Source organism: Janthinobacterium sp. SUN118, assembly GCF_030397695.1.
Lineage (GTDB): Bacteria > Pseudomonadota > Gammaproteobacteria > Burkholderiales > Burkholderiaceae_D > Janthinobacterium.
This window is the reverse complement of the sequence record NZ_JAPUBV010000001.1, coordinates 1,813,005-1,838,007: the sequence shown is the minus strand read 5'-3', so window position 1 is coordinate 1,838,007 and position 25,003 is coordinate 1,813,005. Positions and strand designations below refer to the sequence as shown.

Here is a 25,003-nt window from a genome sequence, read left to right as displayed (position 1 = left end):
GCGGCTCAGCCCGCCTATGACGCGCCCACTGCGCCCAGGGCAACCCTGCGCGCGCCAGGATTCCTGGCCAGCGCCGGGCCCGCACTGCCCGCCCCATCGCGCTCGTCCCCGAGCCTGAACGTGCCGACCAGCGCCGCCATCTGGGTGGCCTGCTCCTTCAGTTGCTCGGCCGCGGCCGCCGTTTGCTCCACCATCGCCGCGTTTTCCTGCGTCATGCGGTCGAGCTGGCTCACCACCACGTTGACCTGCCCGATCCCTTCACTCTGCTCCCGGGCCGCAGTACTGATTTCGCCTATCATGGCCACCACATGGCCGACGCTGTCGACGATTTCCCCCATGGTCACGCCCGCATCCTGCACCAGGCGGCTGCCCGAGGCCACGCTGGCCACGGAGGCGTCGATCAGCACCTTGATTTCCTTGGCGGCCACCGCGCTGCGCTGCGCCAGGTTGCGCACTTCACTGGCCACCACGGCAAAGCCCCGTCCTTCTTCCCCCGCGCGCGCCGCCTCGACCGCCGCATTCAAGGCCAGGATATTGGTCTGGAAGGCAATGCCGTCGATGGTGCCGAGAATATCGGCAATTCGTTGAGAGCCGGCATTAATTGCCGTCATGGTCTCGACGACGCGGGAGACGACGTCGGCGCCCCGGCAGGCGACCTGCGAGGCGGACGTGGCCAGCTCGCTGGCCTTCCTGGCCACGCTGGCTGTGTTGCTGACCGCGCCAGTCAATTCCTCCATCGAGGCCGCCGTCTGCTCCAGGCTGGATGCCTGCTCTTCGGTACGCAGGCTCAGGCTGGTATTTGCCGTGGCGATTTCCGCCGATCCCGTGGAAATCGCCTGCGACGCCTCGCGCACCTGTCCCACCATCTGCGCCAGTGCCCCCTGCATTGTCAGCAAGGAATCCATGACACTGTCCGGCGGCGGCGATGCCAGGCCGCGCACCCGGCTCAAGTCGCCGCTGGCGACTTTTGTCGCGGCTGCACCGAGCAACGCAGGCTCACTGCCCAGCGCACGAAACAGCGTACGCGCAATCCAGATCCCGGCGGCGGCGGCGGCGCAAAAGGCGGCCATGCAAACGCCCACGAGCAGCGCGCGCTGCGCGAGAAAGGCGGCCGTGCCAGCCGCCACCTGCTCGCCCGCCCGCGCCTGGGCATATTGAGAATAGGCATTTGTCGCCTTGCCCAGCCCCAGCAGCAAAGGCTGGCATTCATCATTGAGCTTTTGAATGGCGGCCGCATTCTGGCCGGCCGAAGCCATGGCAACGATATCGAGCGCAACAGGGCCGTAAATGGCCTCGATGCGCTCCATTTCCTTGAACAGCTCCAGGCCGGCATCGCCGCGGCCACCCGCCTGCGCAAAGCTGCGCTGCAACTGGCGCAAATACGAGCCTACGTCAGCATGCGCCTGCTTTGCCCGTTCGGCTTCCAATGCAAGCGCCTCCGCCTTTGTAAACAACAGCAAATTACGCGCGGCAATGGCCCGGTTATTCACGGCGTCGATGAATTTATTCACCAGTACCAGGCGGGTATTCGTTTCGGACAGATAGGTATCGAAACGCGCATTCGCATCGTGCAGCGATTTGATGGAAATGCCGGAAACGACTAATACCATCAGCGCCAGTGCGGCGAACGCCATGGCCAATTTACCCTTGATCGTCTTGATATTCATCTCATTCTCCCCGTAATGAAGCTAAGCAAGCTGGCTGCGGCGCCCCGCGCACCTGTCGGCACATTCTTTTGCGTTCATGTATCCAGGCTGGCGTCAATCCTGCCGGGCGCATTGGAAAAAAAGACCACGCAATCCTTGCCGGACAGTTTCGCGCCGTAGAGCGCCTCATCGGCCTGGCGCAAGCTCTCCGCCACCGCCTTTCCCTGCACGCGCGCAATGCCGACGCTGATCGTCACGCCCCGCCTGACCACCGTTGAGTGCCGTACCGCGTCCAGCAACTGATCCGCCATGAACGCCACGCAGGCCAGGTCGGCATCGATCAGCATGGCAAATTCCTCGCCGCCGATGCGCCCGTGCGGACAGCCGGCTGCCGACGCGGCAATAATCCGCCCCAGTTCGCGCAGGACGACATCGCCGGCATCGTGTCCCAATTCATCATTGATTTTTTTAAAATCATCGACATCGGCCATCAGCAGGTAACCAGGCGATGGCTTGCCATCGTTGGCCGCCGCATGCAGCGCGTCGAGAAAACAGCGGCGGTTGGGTATGCCGGTCAGATAATCGCGGTAAGCCATGTCTTCCAGGCGTGCCGTGGCGACATGATTCGAATAGCGCAGGCGGAAAAAATAACCGCTGAAGAGCAGGCCGATCAGCACGGCCGCCACCACATACATCGCCGACCAGTCACCACTGGCCAGCAGCGCCTGCTCGAAACCTCCCAGCCCCAATAACAGCCACACCACCAGTATCAGGACCAGGTAGGTCAACGGATCGCTGGCGATGGCCGAAATGGAAACCGTCATCAGGACTCCCAGCGGAAACAGCCAGTATTCGCCTATGCCGCTCGCCGACAGCAGCAGGCGAAAGCCGACACATGAAAAAATCGTGGTCACCAGGCCGCCAATATTCAAATAGCGTAAATTGCATGCCTTGTAGCTGATGACAATTCCAAGAAAGACACCGGCAATACAGATTAAATACTCGCACCCCACCACATAAAACAATTTCCTTGCCAAAAAATATGACGCCAGCACGCCCACAAAGGCCATGCCCTGCAACGCCAGGCTCGGCGCCTTTAATTCCCGATGAAAATATCGCTGCTGCGAGATCTCATGTACCCCGGCATGGACCACCACCCTGCATATCTCCGCCATTTTCCTGTGTAATGCATGCATCGCTGCTCCCCCACCTGGCCGCTATCGGCAAAAATCCACTTCCCATTCAAGCAAGAGTGTGTTTTTGATAAATTAAAATTCATTAATATTTTCTTATTTGCCACATATTTAAAATATTTCTTCTTGGAAAGCCAACCTGAACACGGTACATTTATCCTTAAACAAGCGGTACTACACTTTGGTTCTATTGATAGTGGCACCCGAAACCCGTAGCATCGCGCTCGGCAATTTCAACTCAATCGCTTCATTCATGGGAATAATTACAATGTTGCTTTTTGGGGAATATGAGAAAATTATTTTCAAGCGAAATTACTGCCTCTTCATTACCTACATCATCTTTTCAACACTTATCGGTATCGTTGGGTTTGCGGCACATGCCGGGCCGCAGGAAGGGGCTGCGATGGATGCCGGGCAAGCGGCGAGCCTGGGCGTGGTCCAGCGCTATCAGGCGCTGGAAGACAGCGGCTGTGCACTGCACCTCGAGGCGGCAAGGTCTAGCCAGCACTGGATCGCCGTGGCGGATCGGTCACCCAATTTCGGCTTCACCAGCGCCTGCTGGTGGATCAGGTTCAATCTCGACAATTCCGGCCCGCAGCCGGCGCAAGTGACGGTCGACCTGGGCACGCCCTTGCAGGATTTTGTTGACTGGCATGTGCTTGACAGGAGCGATGGCCGCCTCCTGACGAGCGTCCATAGTGGCGACCGGCGCGACTTCAATTTCCGCTATCAACAATCGCTGACCTTGGCATTGCCGCTGGCCATGGCTGCCGGACAACAACTGGCCGTGTATGCCAGGCTGGCCAGCTTTGACGGCTTTCAGGAACCGCTGGCCCTTGCCGTGCGCAGCAGCGACGCCTTTTCCCTCGCAAAGTCCAGGGAGCAGTTATTAACAGGCATGTATTTTGGCTGCCTGCTGGCATTCTGCATTTACAGTATCTTTCTTTTTATTTCAACCAAAGAAAATATTCATATCACCTATGCGGCATTTCTTCTCCTGCTGAGCCTTACCACTTTCATCTATTATGGCGCCAGCACCGGAATCCTTCATTCCATCAATGCCGATTTCAATAATGCACTGCTGCCCTTCTTTTTTTCTTTGTGCATGTTCTTTTTTTTCATTTTTGCCAGAACCTATCTGAAAATACCGGACCAGCCGCCCAATATTCTCATCGAAACCTACAATGTCATCATTACGCTGCTGTTACTGATATCGCCCCTGTCATTTCTTCTTGGCTATGCCATTGCCTATGCCGCCAATGCCACTCTCGTGCTATGCAACATATTGATTCTTCTGCTATTGACCATTCGCCTATGCTGGAAAAAAAATATGAATGCCATTTTTTTATTTATCGCGTTCTTTCCACTTGGAACATCCCTTTCCTTGAAACTGCTTAGTCTGGACAATTTCATCACCGTTCAGCATCTGATTGAAAATAATTTCTATCTGGCGGAAAGCACGATTTTTTCCGTGGTGGCCCTGAGTTTCTCCATTGCCCATTCCATGAAAATCATGCGGCTGGCGATGGAAAAAGCCAGGTCGCGCGAACTGGAATCGACGATCGCGCTGCAAGACAATGAACTCAAGCTGCTGCATCTGTCGCGCGTCACCCTGGCAGGCGAGTTGAGCGGGGCGATCGCCCACGAATTAAGCCAGCCGCTCACCTCCATCCTCAGCAATGCCCAGGCTGCCGAATTCATGATACGCAACCGGCATTTCAATGAATCGGCACAACTGGCCATCACGCGCGACATCATCGACCAGGCCAAGCTGGCCGCCACGGTCATCGCGAAAATCAGGAAGCTGCTTTATCCCGGCAAACGAAGTACCGACCGCATCCGCGTCAATGACGTGCTGGCCAGCGCCCGGTTATTTCTCCAGCACGACTTGACGCTCAAGAATATCCGCCTGACGGAATATGGCGACCATGCGCTGCATGTGAGCGGCGACCTGGTACAGATCCAGCAAGTGATGATCAACCTGCTGGCCAATGCGATCGAAGCGGTCAAGGACTTGCCCGACGAGCGCAAATGCGTGTACCTGTCGGTACGCGCCTATCTGGGGAAATACGCGCTATTTACCATCAGCGATACGGGCGTGGGATTGCCTCCCGATCAACACGACAGGATATTCGATGCGTTCTTTACCACCAAGGAAGGCGGCATGGGACTGGGCCTGAATATTTGCAAGAAAATCATCGTGGCCCACTATGGCGAAATCTGGGCCCGCTCCTCCTACCCCTTCGGCTCCATCATCGAATTTACCCTGCCCACCGATGAGTAAATCCAGCGCCGCCGCCCCCCGCGTTTTCCTCGTCGATGACGACCTGTCCATCCTGCGTGCGCTGGAAAGGATCTTTTCCAGCAGTAGTTATTCTGTCCAGACATTTTCTTCCGCAGAGGATTTCCTGGCCACGGCCGACCTGCAGCAAGCGGGTTGCCTCGTGCTCGACCTGTCCATGCCCGCCATGTCCGGCTCCCTGCTGCAGGAGCACCTGCTGCGCAACAAGTCGTTGCTGCCGGTCATATTTTTGACGGGCAATGGCGACGTGGCCAGCAGCGTCAAGGCCATGAAACTGGGCGCGTTTGATTTCCTGACCAAGCCCGTCGATGCCCACTGCCTGCTCGAGACCGTGCAACTGGCGCTGGCGCTGAACCGCAGGCTGATCGCGGACCAGGCCCTGCTGCGTTCGATAGAACTGCGCCTGGGCAGCCTGACGAAACGCGAACATCAAGTCATGGATCTCGTCGTATCCGGCCGGCTGAACAAACAGATCGCGGCCGAACTGGGCACGGTGGAACACACGATCAAATTGCACCGCGCCAGCGTCATGCGCAAGATGCACGCCGATTCCTTCTCCGACCTGGTGACCACCATCAATACCCTGCGCTCGCTGACCAGCCCATCGAGCGGGCGCTGAGCAAGGCGCGCCAGGCCCGCCTGCAGCGGCAAGCGCCGATGCAGGGCGCCCCACGACGCCCTCTTGCTCTACACTGGCGTTTTATCCTCCGCTACCTCCATGCAATTACCCGCACACCTCACGCACATTTCCACTGACCACGACTGGCGGCACGACACGCCCTACCCGCCGCTCGGCTTCAGCCCTTTCTTCGAAGGCGCGCTGGGCAACGGCGACACTTTCGGCCTGTACTGGCCCATCGGACGCGAAGCGAGCGAACCCATCGTAGTTGATACGTGGCACGACGAATGGCGCCTGCAGCCGAACTTTTCCAGCCTTGCCGCTTTCCTGCGCGCCTACGCCGCGTCGGAAGAGGACGGCGTCGTGGAAATGCCTGCGCTAGCCGACGACCCCGCCTCGCCGCGCGCCGCCTTCCTGGCGGCAAAGCAGCACGTCGCGCAGCGCGAGCCGGCCGCCGCCATCGGCTTGCTGGAAGCGGCGCTGGCCATCCTGCCCGAATACACGGACGCGCTGGCGCTGCTGCATGGACTATACGTGCGCGCAGGCAGAAGCGAGGAGGCGCGCAAGGTGGCCATCCAGGCCATCATCTCGCCGCCCTGCTTCGGCGCCAGGCCGCTGAAAGCCTTGCAGTGGCTGCGCGCGCAGCCCGCTCCCGCCTCCGGCGCGGCCGACCCCATCTGGCGCGCATGCGGGCAGCTGTCGCTTCAGTTCGGCGGCAGCAAGGACAATGCGGATTACCCCGTGCTGCTGGGGGCCATCGACGACTACCTGGCCCAAGGCAAGGTGATTGCCGCCTCGACCCTGATGCAGACGTATGCGGAACTCATGAGCGCCGAAACCGTGTCGTTCCGCGAGCGTCACGGTTTCGACACGGCCGCCTTCATCGCGCGGCAGATCGCCGTCAGCGCGAAGCTGCCCGACGGCAGCCGCGACACGGCAAGGCTATCGGCCACCCGCGACGCCTAAGCGGGTAGCGCCAGTTTCTCGCGGAACAGCTTGCGGTAGGCCGACGGCGACGTCTGCAAGTGCGCGCGGAAATGCTGGCGCAGCGACAGGGCCGTGCCGAAGCCCGCTTGCTGCGCCACCACATCGATCGACGCCGCGCTTTTCTCGAGCATGCCTTGCGCATGCGCAAGGCGCTGGTTCAGCAGCCATTGCTTAAAAGACGTGCCCGTCGCCTGGCGGAAGTGGCGCGTGAAGTTGCGCCGGCTCATGGCGGCCCGCTCGGCCAGCGCATCGATGCTGTGGACCATGGACAGATTGGCCGTCACGCAGGCCAGCACGTCGGCAAAGCGCCCCTCGCTGCCGGACACGGGCAGCGGGCGCTCGATGAACTGGGCCTGGCCGCCCTGGCGGTGCGGCGCCACCAGCAGCCGGCGCGCCACCCGGTTGGCCACCTCGGCGCCCGCCAGCTGGCGCAGCAGGTGCAGACAGCAATCGAGGCCGGCCGCCACGCCGGCCGACGTCAGCATCCCGCCATCGTCCACGTACAGCATGTCGCGCGCGACCCGCACTGCCGGGTAGCGCGCCGCCAGTTGATCGGCCATGCCCCAGTGCGTGGCGGCGCTCTTGCCATCCAACAAGCCGGCCTGCGCCAGGGGAAACGCGCCCAGGCACAGGCCCACCATGCGCGCGCCGCGCCCGCTGGCTGCCCGCAGCGCGTCAAGCAAGCTGGCTGGCGCCTCCCGGCAATCGTCGTGCCAGGCCGGCATGATGACGATATCGGCGCCGTCCAGGCCTTCCAGGCCGAACTCGGGCGTGATGGCAAAGCCAGCCGCCGTGCGCAGGGGCGCGGGGTCGGCGGCGCAGACGCGCACGTGGAAGCGCGGCAGGTCGATCTCGTCCGTCTGGGCGCCAAACACGAGGCAAGGCACGGACAGGTGGAAAGGCGTCATGCCGTCGAAGGCAATCACGGCCACCGTCAAGGGGGCGCAATGGGAGATGGAAATAGACATGGCCCGATTTTATCGCAGATAGGCCTTCGGGCCACTTTTTATTTGCAGTGCGCGGCCTGACAATGGCCTTATCGAGGAGCCATTTCCTCTGTCACCCCTTCCAGGAGAACCCATGTCCACCCAAGCCGCTACCGCACCACGCCGTGCCCTGCTCGTCATTGATGTACAGAATGAATACTTCACGGGTCAGATGCCCATCGAATATCCGTCCGTCGACATTTCCCTGCCAAACATCGTCCAGGCCATGGATGCCGCCCGCGCCGCCGGCGTGCCCGTCATCGTCGTCCAGCACGATGCGCCGGAAGCCTCGCCCATCTTCGCCAAGGGCAGCGACGGCTGGCAGCTGCACCCGCAGGTGGCCGCCTTTGCCGCCGACCACCGCATCAACAAGAACATGGGCAGCGCATTTGCCGGCACGGACTTAAGCGCCTGGCTAAGCAGCCACGGCATCGACACCCTGAGCGTGATCGGCTACATGACGCACAACTGCAACGCCGCCACCATCTATCAGGCCGCGCACGACGGCTTGCAGGTCGAGTTCCTGCAGGACGCCACCGGCACCCTGCCCTACGCCAATGCGGGCGGCACGGCCAGCGCCGAGGAAATCCACCGCGTGTTCAGCGCCGTATTCCATTCGAATTTCGCCGCCGTCGTCAGCACGCGCGACTGGCTCGATGCCGTGCGCGCAGGCAAGCCGCTGGATAAGGATAATATTTATCTGTCGAACCAGCGCGCGCGGGGCGTGGGCGGCATCGTCTGAGCGCAGATGTTAAAAGCGCCGGTGCCCGTCATCGGCGTCGCAGCGGCCGCTGAACTTGATCATGCCATCGACCGTGATCACGCCACTGCGGCGGTTGATGACGACGGTGGGACGGTTCAAGGCGTTCAGCTGGAAACGGCCGCGGATTTCATCGTGGCCGACGACCAGGTCCATCACGTCCCACCAGCCATCGCTGCTGTCGCCATGGATCGGTGGAATCAGCTGCTTCGGCAAGCGGATTTGCGCCGCGCCGCCGTGGATGGACACATTGACGGCCGTATCGAAATTGCTCTTGCCCGTCTCCAGGGTGGATTTCTGCACATACTTGTGCCTGTCGTTGTCCCATTCCATGCCGGAACGGTTTTCCATGACAATTTTTTCCGCTTCGCCATAACACACGAGCTGGATATCGTCGCCGCGCCCGGCGGATCCGGCGCGGTCATACTGGTTCGAAGGGTCGGACTGGCCCGTTTGCGCGGCGAAGGCCATGGCGATCAGGATGCTGGATACGGCTGTCATGCTGCTTCTCCAATACAGGGTGGGTGGTCCAGGGTTGCCAGATAACCAAGCTTAGCATAGACGAACATCCCTTTGCGCTGGCTTGAGAACGCGCAAGTCATCCGCCATCTGCTACAGTCGCGCTCACGAAAAACCTGCTGGATGTATAGCGATGCGAACAATACGATGGACCGCCCTGCTGGCGCTGATCACTTTCCTGCTGGCCACGACAGCACTGGTATTGACGGGACTCGACGACAAGCTGGCGCCCGCCGACGTGATCGTGGTGCCGGGCAATACCATCGCCCCGGACGGCACGCCCAGCCCGCGCCTGCGGGCGCGCCTCGATGCGGCCCTGGCGCAATTCCAGGCGGGCCGGGCGCCGCGCATCCTCGTCAGCGGCGCCACGGGCAAGGAAGGCTTCGACGAGGCCGCTTCCATGGCGCGCTACCTGCAAGCGCGCGGCGTGCCGGCCGGCGCCATTCTTGAAGATAATCAAGGCTGGACCACGGACGCCACGGCACGCAACGCGGCGCTGCTCATGCGCGCGCATGGCTGGCGCACGGCCATGGTCGCCACGCAATATTTTCACGTGCCCCGCTTCCGGCTGGCGCTGGAGCGCAGCGGCATCGATGTCAGCGGCAACGTGCACGCGCCCTACTTCGAGCTGCGCGACCTGTATTCCATCCCCCGTGAAACGGTGGGCTACCTTGTGTATTACGTGAAATCCTGACCGCGACAATACTCGCCTTTACAGCCAGTTTTATCCTGGTGGCCGCCTGTGCCGTGCCGCCGATGCGGAGCCGCTGGGCGCCGCTGCCTGCCTGGCCCCGTCTGGCCCCGTCTGGCGCCATGATGCTGGGCGTCTGCATCGCCGCCGTTGGCGCGCTGGCGCAACGCCGGGCCTGCTAAAACGCGTGGCAAGGCCAGTAAGCGGTCACTCGCTCCAGTCGCGCGAACGCTCCACGGCGCGCTGCCATTTGTGCAGCCGCGTCAGGCGCTCGTCGGCCGCCATGACCGGTTCGAAACGGCGTCCCACCTGCCACTGGGCGGCGATTTCTTCCTCGGAAGTCCAGAAGCCCACGGCCAGGCCCGCCAGATAGGCGGCGCCCAGGGCCGTCGTTTCCGTCACCACGGGACGCACCACGGGTACATTCAAGATGTCGGCCTGGAACTGCATCAGCATGTCGTTGCGGGCCGCGCCGCCGTCGACGCGCAACTCGGACAGCGCAATGCCGGCGTCATCCTGCATGGCGGACAAGACGTCGACGTTCTGGTACGCCACGCCTTCGAGCGCCGCGCGCGCGATGTGCGCCTTGCCCGTGCCGCGCGTGATGCCGATCAGGGTGCCGCGCGCATACGGGTCCCAGTACGGCGCACCGAGGCCGGCGAACGCGGGCACGAAGACCAGGCCGCCCGAATCGGGCACGCTGGTGGCCAGCGCCTCCACTTCGGACGAGTCGCGGATGATGCCGATGCCGTCGCGCATCCACTGCACGGCCGCGCCCGCGATGAAGGCGCTGCCTTCCAACAGGTAATCCGTGTTGTCAGCGCCCGCTCCCAGGCTCCAGCCCACCGTCATCAACAGCCGGTTTTTCGATTGCAGCGGCCGTTTCCCCACGTTCATCAGCATGAAGCAGCCCGTGCCATAGGTATTCTTCGCCATACCCGGCTTCAGGCAGGCCTGGCCAAACGTGGCCGCCTGCTGGTCGCCCGCGATACCGGCGATGGGCACGGGCACGCCCAGCAAGGCCGCATGCGTGTGCGCGGCCACGCCGCTCGATGGCGCGACGTCGGGCAGCAAGGAAGCGGGAATATCGAGCAGCGCCAGCAAGTCCGTGTCCCACTGCAAGGTGTGGATGTTGAACAGCATGGTGCGCGAAGCGTTGCTCGTGTCCGTGATGTGGGCGCCGCTCATCTTGTAGATCAGCCAGCTGTCGACCGTGCCGAAGGCCAGCTCGCCCCGCTCGGCGCGCGCGCGGGCGCCCGGCACATTGTCGAGCAGCCATTTGAGTTTGGTGGCGGAAAAATATGCGTCCAGCACGAGACCCGTCTTGCGCTGGATCAAGTCCGCCTTGCCCTGTTCGACCAGCTGCTCGCAAAAGGCCGCGTTGCGCCGGTCTTGCCAGACGATGGCGTTGGCGACAGGCTCGCCCGTGGCACGGTCCCACAGCACCGTCGTTTCGCGCTGGTTGGTCACGCCGATGGCGGCCACGTCGGACGCCGCCACGCCGCTGTCGCGCAGCACCTGCTGCAGCACGCCTTCCTGCGAGCCCCAGATTTCACCGGCGTCATGCTCGACCCAGCCCGGCTGGGGGAAAATCTGGCGGAACTCGCGCTGCGCGCTGGCGTGCGGCCGGCCAGCGTGGTCGAACAGGATGGCGCGCGAACTGGTGGTGCCCTGGTCTAAAGCAAGTATGTATTTGGTCATGGTCGCTACTACGGCTATACAGTAAAAAAGGCACGGGCAAACGCCCGTGCCCCGGAACAACGGCGGCAGGAGTTTACACGACTACCTTACCTTGCCTTCTTTCCAGGCTTGCAGCAGCTTGTCGTAGGCAATCGTTTCACCCTTCGGCTTTTCATTCGCCAGCTTTTTCCATGGGGCGTGCTGGTCCGACAGGTACTGGTTCGGGTCGCCTTTCGGATTGAGCTTGGGCGCGCACGCCTTCATGCCGGCCCGCTGCAGGCGCGCCATGACCTGGTCCATTTCCTCGGCCAGGTTATCCATGGCGGCTTGCGGCGTTTTTTCCGCCGTGATGGCCGTGGCCACGTTCTTCCACCACAGCTGCGCCAGTTTCGGATAGTCGGGCACGTTGTTGCCCGTCGGCGTCCACGCCACCCTGGCCGGGCTGCGGTAGAACTCGATCAAGCCGCCGTATTCGTTCGCATGTTTCGTGAAGTAATCGTGGCGGATGTCCGAATCGCGGATGAAGGTCAGGCCGACGATCGATTTCTTCAGCGACACGGTTTTCGACGTGACGAACTGCGCGTACAGCCAGGCAGCGGCCTTGCGGTCGTCCGGCGTGGACTTGAACAGGAACCAGGAACCGACGTCCTGATAACCGTTCTGCATGCCCTCCTTCCAGTACGGGCCGTGCGGCGACGGCGCCATGCGCCATTTCGGCGTGCCGTCCTTGTTGACCACTGGCAAGCCCGGTTTCGTCATGCCGGCCGTAAACGCCGTGTACCAGAAGATTTGCTGGGCGATTTCGCCCTGCGCCGGCACGGGGCCCGATTCCGAGAAATTCATGCCGTTCGCCTGCGGCGGCGCGTATTTCTTCATCCAGTCGATATATTTCGTCAGCGCAAACACGGCGGCCGGCGAATTGGTGGCGCCGCCGCGCGACATCGACGCGCCCACGGGCGTGCACTTGTCGGCCGCCACCTTGATGCCCCACTCGTCGACGGGCATGCCGTTTGGAATACCCTTGTCGGCCGCGCCAGCCATCGACAGCCACGCATCGGTGAAGCGCCAGCCCAGCGAGGGATCCTTTTTGCCGTAATCCATGTGGCCATAGACTTTCTTGCCGTCCAGTTCCTTCACGTCATTCGTGAAGAAGTCGGCGATGTCTTCATACGCGGACCAGTTTTGCGGCACGCCCAGTTCGTAGCCATACTTGGCCTTGAACTTGGCTTGCAAATCCTTGCGCGCGAACCAGTCGGCGCGGAACCAGTACAGGTTGGCGAATTGCTGGTCGGGCAGCTGGTACACCTTGCCATCGGGCGCCGTGGTGAAGCTGATGCCGATGAAATCCTTCAAGTCGAGGCCAGGATTCGTGTAATCCTTGCCCTTGCCGGCCATGTAGTCGGACAGCGGCTCCACGGCGCCATAGCGATAGTGGGTGCCGATCAGGTCGGAATCGGAAATCCAGCCGTCATAGATGCTCTTGCCCGACTGCATGGACGTCTGCAGCTTTTCCACCACGTCGCCTTCCTGGATGATGTCGTGGCGCACCTTGATGCCCGTGATGTCCTCGAAGGCCTTGGCCAGGGTCTTCGATTCGTAGACGTGGGTGTCGATGGTTTCCGAGACCACGGAAATTTCCTTGATCCCTTTGGCTTTCAGCTTGGCGGCCGCATCGATGAACCATTTCATTTCAGCAAGCTGCTGCTGCTTGCTCAGGCTGGAGGGCTGGAACTCCTTGTCGATCCAGGTTTGCGCCTGCTTGGCGTCGGCCAGGGCCGCATTCGACACGAGCATGGCCGCGGCCGCGAAGACCGTGAACTTCAATTTCATCGTGAATCTCCTTTTTAGTTGTCATCCGGCCTGCCATGGGCGGGCCGGTTTTTCATCTACGACGTCATACACCTAACTTGTAGCACCTGACGCAAGCGCAGCTTGTGCCAGGTGCCCTCACCCCCAACGCATTACAATTAACAACAACACAAAACTGATGGCAGCCCCGATCGCCTGCTGCATTTCCGTGAATCCCGCCCAGGCCAGATTCACATACGCGGCCAGCAGGAGGCCGATGAACAGCCGGTCGCCGCGCGTGGTGGGCATGGGCAAAAAGCCCTTGCGCTCGATGCTGGGCGAACGAATTTGCCAGATCGTCATGCCGGCCAGCATCAGGCCGATGCCGATGAAAAAGACCGCCACTTCCGGCGTCCACGCCATCCAGCCGAACAGGCTGGCGGTGCTGTCGATATTGTTTTCCATCTCACACCCTCCCCATGGCGAAGCCCTTGGCAATGTAATGGCGGACGAACCAGATCACCAGCGCGCCGGGCACGATGGTCAGCACGCCGGCCGCCGCCAGCACGCCCCAGTCCATGCCGGCCGCCGACACCGTGCGCGTCATGGTGGCGGCGATGGGCTTGGCATTGACCGAGGTCAAGGTACGCGCCAACAACAGTTCCACCCAGCTGAACATGAAGCAGAAGAACGCCGTCACGCCCACGCCCGACTTGATCATCGGCAAGAAGATGCGGATGAAGAAGCGGGGGAAGCTGTAGCCATCGATATACGCCGTCTCGTCGATTTCCTTGGGCACGCCGGACATGAAGCCTTCCAGTATCCACACGGCCAGCGGCACGTTGAAGACCATGTGCGCCAGCGCCACGGCCAGGTGCGTATCCATCAGTCCCACCGTCGAATACAGCTGGAAGAAGGGCACGAGGAAGACGGCGGGCGGCGTCATGCGGTTGGTCAGCAGCCAGAAGAACAAATGCTTGTCGCCGACAAAGTTGTAACGCGAAAACGCATACGCGGCCGGCAAGGCCACCGTCACCGACATCACCATGTTCAGCGCCACGTAAATCATGGAATTGATGTAGCCGCTGTACCACGACGGGTCCGTGAAGATGGTCTGGTAGTTGGCGAACGTCAGCTGCTCGGGCCACAGGCTCAGCACGCCGACGATTTCCTCGTTGGTCTTGAGCGACATGTTGAGCATCCAGTAGATGGGCAACAGCGAACCCAGCAGGAAGACGGCGAGGATGGCGCCGCTGATTTTACGGTTCATCATTTCTGGTCTCCCGTGCCGACGCGCTGCATCCACGTGTACAGCACAAAGCAGAACAGCAGGATGATGAGGAAATAGATCAGTGAGAAGGCCGAGGCCGGCCCCAGGTCGAACTGGCCCACGGCCTTTTGCGTCAGGTATTGCGACAAAAAGGTGGTGGCATTGCCCGGCCCGCCACCGGTCAGCACGAACGGTTCCGTGTAGATCATGAAGCTGTCCATGAAGCGCAGCAGGACGGCGATCATCAGCACATTGCGCAGCTTCGGCAGCTGGATGTAGCGGAACACGGCCAGGCGCGAGGCGCCGTCGATGCGCGCCGCCTGGTAATAGGCGTCGGGAATGGCGCGCAAGCCCGCATAGCACAGCAGCACGACCAGGGGCGTCCAGTGCCAGATATCCATCACCATCACGGTCAGCCACGCATCGAGCGAATTGCCGTTGTAATTGTAGTCAAAGCCCAGCTGGTTCAAGGTATAGCCCATCAGGCCGATGTCGCCGCGGCCAAAGATTTGCCAGATGGTGCCGACCACGTTCCAGGGAATCAGCAGGGGCAGCGCGATGAGCACCAGCGCCAGCGACGCCTTCCAGCCGTCGGCCGGCATGCACAGGGCGATCAGGATGCCCAGCGGAATCTGGATGGCCAGCACGGAGCCGGAAAACAGCAGCTGGCGCAGCAGCGCGCTGTGCAGGTCGCCGTCGAGCATGACCATGCGGAACCACTCGGTGCCGACAAACACCTTTTGCGTGGGGCTCAGGATATCCTGCACGGAATAATTGACCACCGTCATGAGGGGCAGGATGGCGGAAAAGGCCACGCACAGCAGTACGGGCAGGATCAGCAGCCAGGCGCGGCGGTTATTATCGGTTTTACCAGTATTGATCATCAGGCCACCCGCTTGTCGTTGACGTAGAACAAAGTGCGTTGCTGGGGAAAGCGCAGCCGTACAGCGTCGCCGGCGACGGCGTCGATGGCGCGCAGCTTGGCCGCCACCGTGGCGCTGCCGAGGCGAAACTCGGCCAGGTAGTGCGTGCCCATGTTGCGCACGGCCGTGACCGTGGCGGCCACGGTATCGCCGCTGCCCGCTTCGGCACCCTGCATGGCCTTCAGGCACTCGACGAATTCGGGCCGCACGCCCACCGTGATCTTTCCCTGCGCGCCCAGCAGGGCCGCGCGCGCCGCGTCAGCGAGCGCCAAAGGCTGGCCCGCCACCCGCGCCACGCCATCCTCGACCGTGCAATCGAGCAAGTTCATGCCCGGGTTGCCGATGAAATAGCCGACGAACGTGTGCTCGGGTTCCTCGAACAGCGCTTGCGCGCTGCCCGTCTGCACCACTTCGCCCTGTGTCATGACGACCACCTGGTCGGCAAAGGTCAGCGCTTCCACCTGGTCGTGCGTGACGTAGATCAAGGACAATTTCAGTTCGTGGTGGATTTCCTTCAATTTTCTGCGCAGCAGCCATTTCAAATGCGGGTCGATCACCGTCAGCGGTTCGTCGAACAGCACGGCCGCCACGTCGGGGCGCACGAGCCCCCGTCCCAGCGAAATCTTTTGCTTGGCGTCCACGGACAGGCCGCTGGCGCGCAACTTCAGGTCGCCCGTCAATTCCAGCATCTGCGCCACCTGCTGCACGCGCTTTTTCACCTCGATCTCTTTCCAGCCGCGATTACGCAACGGGAACGCCAGGTTGTCGTGCACGGTCATGGTGTCGTAGATGACGGGAAACTGGAACACTTGCGCGATATTGCGGGCTTCCGTCGGCAACTGCGTGACATCCTTGCCGTCGAACAGCACCTTGCCATGCGACGGTTTCACGAGGCCGGAGATGATATTGAGCAAGGTCGTCTTGCCGCAGCCGGACGGCCCCAGCAAGGCATACGCGCCGCCGTCATGCCACGCCATGCTCATGGGCCGCAGCGCGTAGTCGGCGGCAGCCGCCGGGTTCGGTTTATAGGCGTGGGCCAGGTCGACCAGTTCGATGCGCGCCATGTCAGGCTCCCCCTGCCGTGGCTTGTCCCGGAGCGAACAGCAGGCCGCCGTCTTCGGCGAAGATCAGCAAGGCATGCGGCTGGCAATACACGGTGCAGGCGCTGCCGATTTCCAGGTTGTGCACGCCGCCGAGCTGCGCCACCAGGGCCAGTTCGCCGCGGCGCGCATGCACATAGGTTTCCGAGCCGCTGATTTCCGCCAGGTCCACCTGCGCCGCGATGGGCACGTCGCCATCGGATTGCGGCGCCAGGTGCAGGCTGTGGGCGCGCACGCCGAGGATCACGCTGCTCTGCGCGCCGAGGCGCGCGCGCTGTTCGCCGCTCAGGTGGATGGCCAGGCCGTCGCCCGCCTGCGCCACGCCGTGCGCATCGATGCGGGCGGGAATCAGGTTGATGGGCGGATCGCTGAAGGTGCGCGCCACATCGACGGAATTGGGGGCGTTGAAGACGTCGAGCGTCGGTCCCTGCTGCAGCAGGCGGCCTTCGTGCAGGACGGCCACGTGACCGCCCAGCTGCAGCGCTTCCAGCGGTTCCGTGGTGGCGTACACGACGGTCGTGCTGCCGCTGGAAAACAATTCCGTCAATTCGCGGCGCAATTCCTCGCGCAATTTATAGTCGAGGTTGACGAGCGGCTCGTCGAGCAGCAGCAAGGACGCATCCTTGATCAGCGCGCGTCCCAGCGCCGTGCGCTGCTGCTGGCCGCCCGACAGTTCGCCCGGCGTGCGCTGCAGATAGGGCGTGATGTGCAGGCGCTCGGCCAGCGCCAGCACTTTCTCGCGTATGCGTTCTTCCGGCACCTTGCGCAAGCGCAGGGGCGAAGCGATATTGTCGTAGACGGTGAAGGCCGGATAATTGATGAATTGCTGGTACACCATGGCCAGGTTGCGCTTGCTGACGGGCACGCCCGTCACATCGACGCCATCGGCCGTGACGCTGCCGCCGCTGGGCTTGTCCAGGCCCGCCATGACGCGCATCAGGGTCGTCTTGCCGGCACGCGTCGTGCCCAGCAAGACGTTGATGGCGCCCGGCACCAACGCCAGCGACATCGGATATAAATAGTCGTCAGCCCCCTGCTTCCTGCTGATCTTGTCCAGTACCAGTTGCACGCGCTTCTCCTCCAGTGATGTGTTCTTATTCTTCGCCGCGCCCTCTGCGGAGCACGGTCGCCAGCGTCATCTTGTTCCAGGTTACAACGGATGCTGCAACAGCCAGCCGTCGAGCCTGCCCGCCGTCTCGCGCGGCAGGTGCAAGCCCAGCTTGGAGCGCCGCCACAGGATATCGGCGGCGCTCACGGCCCATTCATGGCGCCGCAGGTAATCGACCTCCGCCGCGTACAGGCCGGCGGCGAGCTCCTCGCCCATGGCCGCCATCTCGCGCCGCCCCTCGAGCAGCAGGTGGATGCGGGTGCCGTAAGCGCGCGCATAGCGGGCCACGAGCGCCGCCGGCAGCCACGCATAGTCGCGCTGCAAGCCTTGCACGAACTGGCCAAACTCGCGCACCGCGCGGTTCTGCGGCGTGCTGCCGAACACGTCGCCGCCGGGCAGGCAGGCCTGCTCCGTCCACGCCGGCCGCGCATTGCCAAGCAGCGGCGCCAGCAAATCAAGCGCCTCCTCGGCCAGCTTGCGAAACGTCGTGATCTTGCCGCCGAAAATGCTCAGCAGCGGCGCGCCATCCTGGTCCAGCTCGAAACGGTAATCGCGCGTGACGGCCTTGGCGTCGGCCGCCGCGTCCTCCACCAACGGGCGCACGCCCGCATACGTCCACACCACGTCGGCAGGCTTGACGGGCTTGCTGAAATAGTAACTGGAAAGCTCGCACAAGTAACGAATTTCCTCGTCGTCGATTTCCACCTTGCCGCTGTCGCCGTGATAGTCGAGATCGGTGGTGCCGATCAGGGTGAAATCGTGCTCGTACGGAATGGCAAACACGATGCGGCCGTCCGGATGCTGGAAGATGTAGGCATGATCATGCGCGAACAGGCGCTTGACGACGATATGGCTGCCCTTGATCAATCGCAAATGCCGGCCCTGTCCGCCGGGCGCCGCCTGCTGCAGGAACTCGGCCGTCCACGGCCCGGCCGCATTGACGACGCTGCGCGCGCGCACGGACAGCGCATGTCCGTCGCCTGGCAGCAAGGTAGCCAGCCAGCCGTCGCCATCGCGCCGCAGGGCCGTGCAGCGCGTGCGCGTGAGGATGCGCGCGCCCTTCTGCGCCGCATCGACGGCGTTCAGGACCACCAGGCGCGCATCGTCGACCCAGCCATCGGAATACACGAAGCCGCGCTTGAACTCGGGCTTCAAGGGCTGGCCCGCCACGTGGCGGCGCAAGTCGATGCCGCTCGAGGCGGGCAGGATTTCGCGGCGCGCCAGCATATCGTAGAGAAACAGGCCGGCGCGTATCAGCCAGGCGGGACGCTGGCCCTGGGCGTGCGGCATGACGAAGCGCAAGGGCCGCATGATGTGCGGCGCCGAGCGCAGCAGCACTTCGCGCTCGATCAGCGCCTTGCGCACGAGGCCGAATTCATAGTATTCGAGGTAGCGCAAGCCGCCGTGTATCAGCTTGGTGGAGGCCGACGAGGTGTGGGAAGCGAGGTCGTCTTTTTCGCACAGCAGCACGGACAGGCCCCGTCCGGCCGCGTCGCGCGCGATGCCGGCGCCGTTGATGCCGCCGCCCACCACCAGCACGTCGCATGCGATCGTGCCTGTTGCCGCTTCCACGTCCTGCTGTGCTGCCGCCATCGGAACTCCGTGCTTGTCGGGGACGCGCTGGCGAGGAAAGACTAGGCATCGCCGGCGACTGTCGTTAAGATCAATATATAGCTAATACGAATGCAATATGAATAAGATACGCCAGAATTCGAACTCATAGCAACATATTTTTAATACTATTTGTTCGTTTCTGTTCGTTTTTGACTTTTAAAGAGACAACCATGATCTTGAATCCCCGCCAGCGCCGCCTGCTCGAAGTGGTGCGCCAGAAAGTCACCATGTCGGTCGAAGAGCTGGCCCAGCAGCTGGACGTGACGCCGCAAACCGTGCGCCGCGACGTCAAGCAGATGGAAGAGGCGCGCCTGCTGGCCCGCTATCACGGCGGCGTCGGCTTGCCCTCGTCCGTGGAAAACATCGATTACAGCCAGCGGCAGGTATTCAACAGCGAAGCCAAGCGGCGCATCGCGGCCGCCGTCGCCGCGCAGGTGCCGCATGGCTGTTCGCTGTTGATCAATATCGGCACTACCACCGAGGAAGTGGCGCGCGCGCTGAGTCAGCACACGGGCTTGCACGTGGTGACGAACAACCTGAACGTGGCCGCCATCCTGGCCGACAATGCCGCCTGCGAAGTGATCGTGGCCGGCGGCGTGGTGCGCGGGCGCGACCGCGGCATCGTCGGCGAAGCCACCATCGACTTCATCCGCCAGTTCAAGGTCGACATCGGCATCATCGGCATTTCCAGCATCGACGAGGATGGCAGCCTGCGCGACTTCGACGCGCGCGAAGTGAAGGTGGCGCAAGCCATCATCGAACAGTCGCGCGAAGTGTGGCTGGTGGCCGACCAGCACAAATTCGGCCGCAAGGCCCTCGTGCGCCTGGCCGACCTGGCCCAGGTCGACATGCTGTTTACGGATGCGCCGCCGCCGCCCCGCTTTGCCCAGGTCTTGCGCGACGCGGGCGTGAAGGTGGTGGTAGCCTGACGGCATGGGAGACGCCCTGTCGCGCAGGCAATACGCCATATGTGGGCGACTTCACTGAATGATATGAAATATTTATCAATTCGGCAAAAATGCTGTTACCATTGAGGCAACATGCGTTATTTTTTTAATCTTCCTCTCTGGTAATACGATTATTTGCTTGATATTGCTTTTTATATATCCAGAGCAAGGAAATGAAGAAAAACGCATTGAGCGTAAATGATTTCCTGTGAAATCAGTGTTAGAACTACCTCAAAGCAAGCTGCGTCCCTAAACAAACCACTCGACAGCAAGTGCGAAGGCCTTAACCATGCCGGATGCGCCGCCCAGTGAAGGAAAAGAAATGAGCCATAATTTTGAAGCGGCCGCTACGCCGCAAATCTCCCATCCCAACAGCGTCGCCGTCAGCGAACTGGAAGCACACCTGGGTTACTGGCTGCGCTTCGTCTCCAACCACGTCTCCCACAGCTTCCAGAAGAAAGCCGAAGCCAATGGCGTGACGGTGTCCGAGTGGGTGGTGCTGCGCGAAATGTTCCGCCTCGGCTGCACCTCGCCCACGGTGCTGGCGCAAGTGGCCGGCATGAGCAAGGGCGCCGTATCGAAACTGATCGACCGCCTGGAAAGCAAGGGCATGGTCAGCAAATCGATCCTGCTGGCCGACCGCCGCCAGCACTCGATCGAGCTGACCACGGAAGGCGAGGCCCTGGTGCCCGTGCTGGCCGACATGGCCGACCAGAACGACGAGGAATTCTTCGGCAAGCTGCCGCGCCAGCTGCGTGACGACCTGCTCGAAGCGATGAAGGAAGTGGCGCGCACGCACCAGCTGAAAAGCGCCCCGCTGAACTGATCGCCGGCAAGAGAAACGTAATAAAAAAGGACGCCGCAGCGTCCTTTGGACTGTCCGGACCTGCGCCTCAGGCGGCGGGTGACGGCAGGGCGATGCCGATGGCGGCCGCCGCTTCCGCGTTCTCGCTGGGCGAGCCGGCCAGCACATAGCCGCGCTCGAGCAGTTTGCCCGTGTAGTATTTGTTGTACAAGAAGGCCCACACGACGCCGACGATGAACATGCCGAAGCCGGCCGTGAACAGGCCGATGATCACCGTCACGACGAAGGCGCCGATAAAAGTAATGAAGTCGCCGCGAAACAGGGCCGGGAAAAAGCCGAAGAAGAACGTCGTCCACGAAAAGCCGTAAAAGCCGTCTTTCATCAAGCCCGTGTCCTTGTGCTTCATTGCAATACGAGTTGCCATTACTGTTCCTTTGTTTTTTGAAGTAGAAAAAATTCCAATTCTATTTTATCAACCTTCACATATTTCCGTGTGGAAATTTTGCTGGGCGACACGGTTTTCCCGGCTGGCAGCCGAATCCGCCTGCCGCTCCATCTGCGCTAAGATGCCGGCCTGACTCTTTTTCCGGAAAAAGCATGGCCCTGCACATCGAAACCCCTTTGCTCAATTCCCGCGCGCTGAGCCTGCTCAGCGAACGCGCCATCTGGCTCAAGCTCGAAGCGCTGCAGCCGCCTGGCTCGTTCAAGATCCGCGGCATCGGCCTGGCTTGCGAAGAATACGCGCGGCGCGGCGCCAGCCGCTTCATTTCCTCGTCGGGCGGCAATGCCGGCATCGCCGTCGCCTACGCGGGACGCCAGCTGGGCATCCCCGTCATCGTGGTGGTGCCGGAAACGACCAGCGAGCGGGCCAAAGCGCTGATCGTGCAGGAAGGCGCGCAAGTGATCGTGCATGGCGCCGCCTGGCAGGAAGCGAACGCGCTGGCGCAATCGATGCTCACGCCGCAGGACGCCTTTTTGCACCCGTTCGACGATCCGCTGCTGTGGCAAGGCCATGCCGGCATGATCGACGAAGTGGCCCGCACGGGCCTGAAGCCGGACGCCGTCGTGCTGTCGGTGGGCGGCGGTGGCCTGCTGGCCGGCGTGGCCGAGGGTTTGCGGCGCAATGGCTGGGACGACGTGGCGCTGGTGGCCGTGGAAACCGAAGGCGCGGCCTCCCTGGCCGCCGCCGTGGCCGCGCGCGAACACGTGGCCTTGCCGGCCGTGACCAGCATCGCCACCTCGCTGGGCGCGCGCCAGGTATGCGCCCAGGCGTTCGCCATCAGCCAGACGCGCCCGCTGCATAGCGTGGTGGTGTCGGACAAGGCGGCCGTCGACGCCTGCCGGCGCTTCATCGGCGACCAGCGCCTGGTGGTGGAGCCGGCCTGCGGCGCGGCCCTGGCGGCCGTCTACGGCAAGGCGCCGCAGCTGGCGCCCTACCGCAATGTGCTCGTCATCGTCTGCGGCGGCGTGACGGCCACCGCGCAGCAGCTCGACCACTGGGCCGCCAGCCTGTAGGCAATCACGGCGGCGCGGCCGCCTCGATCAGCGCCACGCTGTCGCGGCCCTGCCCCTTGGCCTCGTACAGGGCCTGGTCGGCCAGGTCCAGCAGCTGCGCCGGCGTCAGCGCGCCGTCGCGGAAGATGGCGATGCCGATGCTGGTCGTCACCGGCAGCGCGCCGCTGGCCAGGGTGAACGGCAGGCGGATGGCGTCGATGATCTTGGCGCCGATCTGGCGCACTTCGGCCGCGCTTTTCACGCCTTCCAGGACGATCACGAATTCATCGCCGGCCAGGCGCGCCACCAGGTCGCTGGCGCGCACGCTGCGCGCCAGGCGGGCCGCGAATTCCTTCAGCACCTCGTCGCCCGCATGGTGTCCGAGGCTGTCATTGATGGCCTTGAAACGGTCGATGTCCAGGTAGGCCAGCGCCATCGGCGCGCGCGTGGCGCGCGTGCGCTGCATGCTTTGCGCCAGCTGTTCATCGAAGCGGCGCCGGTTGGCGATGCCCGTCAGGGTATCGGTGGCGGCGGCAAACTGCAGCGCCGTGTGCGCCGCCTTGACCTTGGTGATCTCGTGGATCAGCCCATACACGCCCTCCACCGCGCCGCTCTCGCCCACATCGGGCACATAGCTGGTCTGGAAGGCGCGCCGCCCCCCTTCCCCCTCGCCATCGATGGTGAATTCATATTCGACCTCTTCGCCCGCAAAGGCGCGCTGCAGGTACTGCTCGCGCAGCTGGTAGGCTTCTTCGCCCAGCACCTCGCGGATCGACTGCATCAGGCTTTCCTGCTGCGAGCGGCCGAACCATTTTTCAAACGTCGCATTGATGAACTGGTAGCGGTGCTCGCGGTCGATGTACACGATCACCACGGGCACGTGGTCCGTCAGCAGCTTCAATCGCCGTTCGCTGTCGCGCGTCTGCGCCTCGGCGATTTCGCGCTCGGCCACCAGCGAGTAAAAATCGCGGCTCAAGTCGCCGATTTCGTCGCGCCGCTCGATTTGCAGCACCTCGATGCCGAGACGCTGGCGGCGGATCTGGTGCACCTGGCGGCGCAAGCGCTCCAGCGGCTGCAACAGGCGCAGCACCACGCGCCAGCCGGCCAGCCCCGCCAGCGCCGCCAGCAGCACGGCGGCCAGCAGGATCTTGCTGCGGATCGCATGCAGCGGCGCGAAGGCGTCGCGCATGGGGTAGACGGAAGCCAGTATCCAGCCCGTCGAGGCGATGCGCTGGTAGGCAAACAGGGCGTCGACGCCGCTCGTCGTGGTGCCGGTCAGCCAGCCCTCGTAGCCCTGCATGGCGCGCCGCGTGGGTATGCTGATCGGGCCATGCGCCTCGATATGCTGCATGATGCGCGACTTGTCGGGATGCTCGACGATGATGCCGGCATCCGTCATGATGTACAGGTAGCCGCCCGTGCCCGGCTTGAGCGCTTCGAGACGGCCCAGGAAATCGGGCTGGCGCAGGTTGACGCTGGCCGCCAGCACGTAGCGCACGGCGCCCTGCGCATCGAACACGGGCTGCGTCACGACCACGATGGGCATGCCGGAAATGCTGCCATTGAGCGGCGCGGAAATGACGGAACGCCTGGTCGCCAGCGTCTGCTCGAAATAAGAACGGCCTTTCAGGTTCAGCCCCGCCTGCGGCTTGAAGGGGCTCAGGCTGGCCAGCAGGGAACCATCGGCGGCGACCACGCCGGCAGTGAAAAACTCCGTCCCCAGCACCGTTTGCGCGGCCAGGAAGCGCTGCAGGCCGGCGCCGTCATGCACGCCGCTGGCCGCCAGGCTGTCGGCGATCACGCGCAGCACGTTGCGCTTGGCATTGAGTTCCTCGTCGATGAAAACGGCGGCGCTGGCCAGCGACACGTACTGCTGCCGTCCCGTCACGTCGCGCATGCCGCGTTCGGCCACGGCCAGCGTGGCCAGCGCCAGCAGCGCCACGGCACCCAACACCAGCAGGAAGACGACCACGCTCATGCGCGCCTTCAGGCTGGCGGGCAAGCGCCGGCGCAGCCATTTTCGCCAGGTCGTCACGATTGCCGCTGCAGGTGCCGGCAAATCCGCTCGACCGATTCGTCCAGCGCCAGCGCCTGCGTATCGAGCGTCAGCGCGGCCGACAGCGGCGCTTCATAGGGCGCGGATATGCCCGTAAATTGCGCAATCTGCCCCGCGCGCGCCTTCGCATACAGGCCCTTGGCATCGCGCGCCTCGCACACATCGAGTGGCGTGCTGACATGCACTTCGATGAAATTGCCTGCGCCGATGATGCTCGCGGCCATGGCACGGTCGGCGCGGTACGGCGAAATGAAGGCGGCGATGACATGCACGCCCGCCATGTTCATCAGGCGGGCCACTTCGGCCGTGCGGCGGATATTTTCATGCCGGTCGGTCGGCGTGAAACCCAGGTCGCGGTTCAGGCCATGGCGCAGCTGGTCGCCATCGAGCACGGCGACGGCGCGCCCCTCGGCTTGCAAGCGGTGTGCCAGCGCATGGGCGATACTGGTCTTGCCGGCGCCGCTCAGACCCGTCAGCCAGACAGTGGCCGGCGCCATCCCTGTGTAATCCCTCAT

The 25,003-nt window shown here is 62.8% G+C and carries 23 protein-coding genes; 8 read left to right on the top strand and 15 right to left on the bottom strand.

The window, feature by feature from the left end; genetic code table 11:
• Positions 1-14 precede the first annotated feature (14 nt).
• Both O0880_RS08335 and O0880_RS08330 read right to left on the bottom strand, forming a co-directional pair.
• A complete protein-coding gene (locus O0880_RS08335; protein WP_289885973.1) occupies positions 15-1,667 on the bottom strand; it encodes a methyl-accepting chemotaxis protein in 1,653 nt (550 codons plus the stop codon).
• Between the two features lie 74 nt (positions 1,668-1,741).
• Complete coding sequence (locus O0880_RS08330) at positions 1,742-2,842, bottom strand: GGDEF domain-containing protein (protein ID WP_289885972.1); 1,101 nt, start codon at positions 2,840-2,842, stop codon at positions 1,742-1,744.
• A gap of 193 nt (positions 2,843-3,035) precedes the next feature.
• Between O0880_RS08330 and O0880_RS08325 the strand changes: the two genes are divergently transcribed.
• The 3 genes from O0880_RS08325 to O0880_RS08315 all read left to right on the top strand — a co-directional run bounded on the left by O0880_RS08325 (position 3,036) and on the right by O0880_RS08315 (position 6,726).
• Positions 3,036-5,123: a sensor histidine kinase gene (locus O0880_RS08325; protein WP_289885971.1), complete on the top strand. Its 2,088-nt coding sequence runs from the start codon at positions 3,036-3,038 to the stop codon at positions 5,121-5,123.
• The gene (locus O0880_RS08320) at positions 5,116-5,760 is read left to right on the top strand and encodes a response regulator (protein WP_289885970.1); all 645 of its coding nucleotides are present in this window, start codon (positions 5,116-5,118) and stop codon (positions 5,758-5,760) included. The genes O0880_RS08325 and O0880_RS08320 overlap by 8 nt, the downstream gene beginning before the upstream one ends.
• Before the next feature lie 99 nt (positions 5,761-5,859).
• Positions 5,860-6,726: a tetratricopeptide repeat protein gene (locus O0880_RS08315; protein WP_289885969.1), complete on the top strand. Its 867-nt coding sequence runs from the start codon at positions 5,860-5,862 to the stop codon at positions 6,724-6,726.
• On the opposite strand, the gene O0880_RS08310 is transcribed toward O0880_RS08315, so the two are convergent.
• Positions 6,723-7,715 carry a helix-turn-helix domain-containing protein gene (locus O0880_RS08310; RefSeq protein ID WP_289885968.1) on the bottom strand — a complete coding sequence of 331 codons (993 nt, stop codon included), beginning with the start codon at positions 7,713-7,715 and terminating at the stop codon, positions 6,723-6,725. The two genes, O0880_RS08315 and O0880_RS08310, sit on opposite strands and share 4 nt — an antisense overlap.
• 112 nt (positions 7,716-7,827) lie before the next feature.
• Between O0880_RS08310 and O0880_RS08305 the strand changes: the two genes are divergently transcribed.
• A complete protein-coding gene (locus O0880_RS08305) occupies positions 7,828-8,475 on the top strand; it encodes a cysteine hydrolase family protein (RefSeq protein ID WP_289885967.1) in 648 nt (215 codons plus the stop codon).
• Positions 8,476-8,484: 9 nt separating this feature from the next.
• Here the strand turns inward: O0880_RS08305 and O0880_RS08300 are convergent, their stop codons facing one another.
• On the bottom strand, positions 8,485-8,994 hold the full coding sequence (locus tag O0880_RS08300) for a hypothetical protein (protein ID WP_289885966.1): 510 nt from the start codon (positions 8,992-8,994) through the stop codon (positions 8,485-8,487).
• Positions 8,995-9,145: 151 nt separating this feature from the next.
• Between O0880_RS08300 and O0880_RS08295 the strand changes: the two genes are divergently transcribed.
• A complete protein-coding gene (locus O0880_RS08295) occupies positions 9,146-9,706 on the top strand; it encodes a YdcF family protein (RefSeq protein ID WP_289885965.1) in 561 nt (186 codons plus the stop codon).
• A gap of 204 nt (positions 9,707-9,910) precedes the next feature.
• On the opposite strand, the gene glpK is transcribed toward O0880_RS08295, so the two are convergent.
• The 8 genes from glpK to glpD all read right to left on the bottom strand — a co-directional run bounded on the left by glpK (position 9,911) and on the right by glpD (position 19,165).
• On the bottom strand, positions 9,911-11,404 hold the full coding sequence (gene glpK, locus O0880_RS08290; RefSeq protein WP_289885964.1) for a glycerol kinase GlpK: 1,494 nt from the start codon (positions 11,402-11,404) through the stop codon (positions 9,911-9,913).
• Between the two features lie 81 nt (positions 11,405-11,485).
• On the bottom strand, positions 11,486-13,213 hold the full coding sequence (locus O0880_RS08285; RefSeq protein ID WP_071322988.1) for an extracellular solute-binding protein: 1,728 nt from the start codon (positions 13,211-13,213) through the stop codon (positions 11,486-11,488).
• Between the two features lie 117 nt (positions 13,214-13,330).
• Positions 13,331-13,636, bottom strand: coding sequence for a DUF2160 domain-containing protein (locus tag O0880_RS08280; RefSeq protein ID WP_083411707.1), 306 nt, complete (start codon positions 13,634-13,636; stop codon positions 13,331-13,333).
• 1 nt (position 13,637) lies between these two features.
• Positions 13,638-14,441 (bottom strand): carbohydrate ABC transporter permease, encoded by an 804-nt coding sequence (locus O0880_RS08275; protein ID WP_071322987.1) that lies wholly within the window; start codon positions 14,439-14,441, stop codon positions 13,638-13,640.
• Positions 14,441-15,325, bottom strand: coding sequence for a sugar ABC transporter permease (locus O0880_RS08270; RefSeq protein ID WP_071322986.1), 885 nt, complete (start codon positions 15,323-15,325; stop codon positions 14,441-14,443). The genes O0880_RS08275 and O0880_RS08270 overlap by 1 nt, the downstream gene beginning before the upstream one ends.
• Positions 15,325-16,428, bottom strand: a complete 1,104-nt coding sequence (locus O0880_RS08265) for an ABC transporter ATP-binding protein (protein ID WP_289885961.1) — start codon at positions 16,426-16,428, stop codon at positions 15,325-15,327. The genes O0880_RS08270 and O0880_RS08265 overlap by 1 nt, the downstream gene beginning before the upstream one ends.
• A gap of 1 nt (position 16,429) precedes the next feature.
• Positions 16,430-17,533: an ABC transporter ATP-binding protein gene (locus O0880_RS08260; RefSeq protein ID WP_289885959.1), complete on the bottom strand. Its 1,104-nt coding sequence runs from the start codon at positions 17,531-17,533 to the stop codon at positions 16,430-16,432.
• Positions 17,534-17,614: 81 nt separating this feature from the next.
• Positions 17,615-19,165 (bottom strand): glycerol-3-phosphate dehydrogenase, encoded by a 1,551-nt coding sequence (gene glpD / locus O0880_RS08255; RefSeq protein WP_289885957.1) that lies wholly within the window; start codon positions 19,163-19,165, stop codon positions 17,615-17,617.
• Positions 19,166-19,356: 191 nt separating this feature from the next.
• Between glpD and O0880_RS08250 the strand changes: the two genes are divergently transcribed.
• Both O0880_RS08250 and O0880_RS08245 read left to right on the top strand, forming a co-directional pair.
• The gene (locus O0880_RS08250) at positions 19,357-20,115 is read left to right on the top strand and encodes a DeoR/GlpR family DNA-binding transcription regulator (RefSeq protein WP_289885956.1); all 759 of its coding nucleotides are present in this window, start codon (positions 19,357-19,359) and stop codon (positions 20,113-20,115) included.
• Between the two features lie 340 nt (positions 20,116-20,455).
• Complete coding sequence (locus O0880_RS08245; RefSeq protein WP_071322982.1) at positions 20,456-20,959, top strand: MarR family transcriptional regulator; 504 nt, start codon at positions 20,456-20,458, stop codon at positions 20,957-20,959.
• A gap of 67 nt (positions 20,960-21,026) precedes the next feature.
• Here O0880_RS08245 and O0880_RS08240 read toward each other — a convergent pair whose 3' ends face one another.
• Positions 21,027-21,362 carry a hypothetical protein gene (locus O0880_RS08240; RefSeq protein ID WP_071322981.1) on the bottom strand — a complete coding sequence of 112 codons (336 nt, stop codon included), beginning with the start codon at positions 21,360-21,362 and terminating at the stop codon, positions 21,027-21,029.
• A 173-nt stretch (positions 21,363-21,535) separates the two neighbouring features.
• Here O0880_RS08240 and O0880_RS08235 point away from each other — a divergent pair, with 173 nt between their 5' ends.
• Entirely contained in the window at positions 21,536-22,453 is a 918-nt protein-coding gene (locus tag O0880_RS08235) for a pyridoxal-phosphate dependent enzyme (RefSeq protein WP_289885954.1), read from the top strand.
• A 4-nt stretch (positions 22,454-22,457) separates the two neighbouring features.
• Here the strand turns inward: O0880_RS08235 and O0880_RS08230 are convergent, their stop codons facing one another.
• Together O0880_RS08230 and cysC are read right to left on the bottom strand one after the other, a co-directional pair.
• Positions 22,458-24,467, bottom strand: coding sequence for a diguanylate cyclase (locus O0880_RS08230; protein WP_289885953.1), 2,010 nt, complete (start codon positions 24,465-24,467; stop codon positions 22,458-22,460).
• A complete protein-coding gene (cysC, locus tag O0880_RS08225; protein WP_289885949.1) occupies positions 24,464-25,003 on the bottom strand; it encodes an adenylyl-sulfate kinase in 540 nt (179 codons plus the stop codon). Before cysC ends, O0880_RS08230 begins: the two co-directional genes overlap by 4 nt.